Source organism: Novosphingobium sp. CCH12-A3, from assembly GCF_001556015.1.
GTDB classification, from domain to species: Bacteria; Pseudomonadota; Alphaproteobacteria; order Sphingomonadales; family Sphingomonadaceae; genus Novosphingobium; species Novosphingobium subterraneum.
This window is the reverse complement of record NZ_LSIA01000118.1, coordinates 1-2290: the sequence shown is the minus strand read 5'-3', so window position 1 is coordinate 2290 and position 2290 is coordinate 1. Positions and strand designations below refer to the sequence as shown.

Annotated in this window: 1 protein-coding gene and 1 pseudogene; one reads left to right on the top strand and one right to left on the bottom strand. The window is 57.8% G+C overall.

Annotated features, from left to right (window positions below):
- Positions 1–336: 336 nt before the first annotated feature.
- The gene (locus AX703_RS09150) at positions 337–1101 is read right to left on the bottom strand and encodes an HNH endonuclease (RefSeq protein WP_082734504.1); all 765 of its coding nucleotides are present in this window, start codon (positions 1099–1101) and stop codon (positions 337–339) included.
- Between the two features lie 792 nt (positions 1102–1893).
- On the opposite strand from AX703_RS09150, the pseudogene AX703_RS09145 reads away from it, so the two are divergent.
- A pseudogene (locus tag AX703_RS09145) lies at positions 1894–2290 on the top strand (hypothetical protein); the annotation flags it as partial.

Genomic DNA, 2290 nt, shown 5'->3' with positions numbered 1-2290 from the left:
CCGTCAGGCAGAAAATCCACTTAGCACCCTGTCCAGATTCTCCAGGCCACCTCTCTTTTTGTCCCGCAGCAGTTAGGCCTGAACAGCCTGCTTGAGGATTTGGTTATCGCTAGTGGAGGAACTTCCGCCAACGATCATGGGTGGCACGAGCTCATTAGTACGAGACTAGAGAGTGAATTGCCTAAGGGCCAAGATATTTGGGGGAATAAGCACGATTTTTTGCAAAGATTTTTATCCTTGAAAAACAGATGGAATCCAACTGAAGCTATTTAAAATTTAGACGTCAGGATTTACCCTAAAAATCTATTGGTATTGTGCCACGTTACGAACCTCGGATCAGGGTCGAATCGTACAGCCTCGCGTATTCTTGCACCTTGATAAGCCTCGAAGAACTGCGCAATTTTCAGAATTTCTGGATTTAAGCAGAATTGAGGAAATCCTGATCGTGCCAGCAGGGTCAATGGTCAAAAGGCCCGTGTCAAATGCGCGATCCATGGTCGCCGAGAGCAGCAGGCCGTTGGCTGGGTTGTGTCTGTTTTCGATATCATCTTTCCACGGCACAATGTGGCTGGCGATCAGCAATCGCGGCTCAGAGATGCCGGTTATGCAGCAGGCCTCATCGTAATTCGCCAAGACTGCACGTCTGAAGAAACCTTGGCCAACACGCTGCAGCACGAAATCTTCCCTTTGGGAGGGTCCGTTGAATTCCCCAAAAGGACTCTGCGCCTCAGTCACCCGACGCTCTGGGATGGTGAGCGGATCCAACTCCGATGATCCTGTCGAAGATACACGCGCCTCCCACAAACGGCCTGCCTCAGCAACCAGAGCATCCCAATCGGTTCCAAATTTCGCATAGATTGCGCGGTCCTCCTTCGACGCGCCCGGCAGCCCTTTCCTACCCGTGCTGGTGATCTTCGGATCGAGACTTGCGAAGTTAGCTAACTTCATAGCTACGGAACTGGCCGTACGTCCAATGGCTTGCGCTAATGCTTGGACCTCTGGAGTGCGTTGATCAAGCTTGCCAAACGGCAATTGGAAGTAGAGATAAAGTGACAAGAGTCGCTCTTCATCTGTCCAACGCCTGACTCCGGTCTGTGCCATGAAATACTCCAGTCGGCCTTTTATTGCTGAGGTAGCGCGGCCTTTGAAGATGGAAAAGGGTGATAACGCTCTTTTACATCTTGAAGTTGATCCTGCGCTTGATCTTTCTCAAGGCGGGAGCACGTGTCGGCACGACACCGTGAGTTCGAATTTTGTTTTCCACAAACTCCAACTCCCGGGAGCGCGAGGGCGATGGCCCTCGCATTTCCTTTCTCCGTCCCCCTCTTCACCGCACCGGCGGCAAGCCTTCCTCGCTTTCGCCCCTCCGCTGCCGTCTCTGCCAAGGCCAGCAGCCTTCGATTTCGGTCTCCAGTGCGAAGCTGAGGAAGGTGCGGCTTAGGGCGATTATGGCGGGGTCTGGGGGCCAGGGGGCGTTGGCTTAAACCTGCTGAGGCCCCCGCCTTCGCGGGGAGCTGGCTGTGCGTGAGGGGCGAGGTGTTGGGGGCGGTGATGTCGGCGCTTTTGTTGAGGGCGGGTTTTGGGTGCCGGCCCCCGGCCCCTCTCGTCTGCGGGACATCGGCCTAGGAGTGCCCGCGCCCGGCCCCTCCCGCTTGCGGGAGGGGGGATTTGGTTTGCCGGAAGCTTGCGGGAGGACGACTGAGGCCCCCGCCTTCGCGGGGGAGCAGTTCTGACTAGCAGTGTTGGCGGGTTTGCTCCGACTCATGGGAGCGCGAGGGTTTTGACCCTTGCATTCTGGCTTTCTTCCTGACCCTTTACCAGTTTTCGCTTTCCTACATTTAACCGCATGGGTTAATTGCGTCCTTCGACAGGCTCTCCTTCGACAGGCTCAGGATGAGCGGAGGTGGTATGGCGGAGCGCGGGCGGACTTCGCGGGTGCGGCGGGTGGATGTGGTGGAGGAGTCGGCGCTCGACTTTGCGCCGTTCGTGCATGTTGCCCCTCGGCGCAATTCGATCACGCCGGACAAGCAGCGGCGGTTCATTGCGACGCTGGCGGCTACGGGGATCGTGAGTCAGGCGGCGCTTTCCATCGGGGCTTCGGTGGAGGCGCTGTACAAGTTGCGGCATCGGGTGGGCGCGGAGGACTTTGCGCGGGCGTGGGATGCGGCGGTGGAGCGGGGCTATTCGCGGCTGGAGGACTGTGCGCTCGAGCGGGCGATTGCCGGGGAGGAGCGGCCGGTGGTCTCGCGCGGGAAGGTCGTCGCCACGTGGACGCATCACAATACCGGGC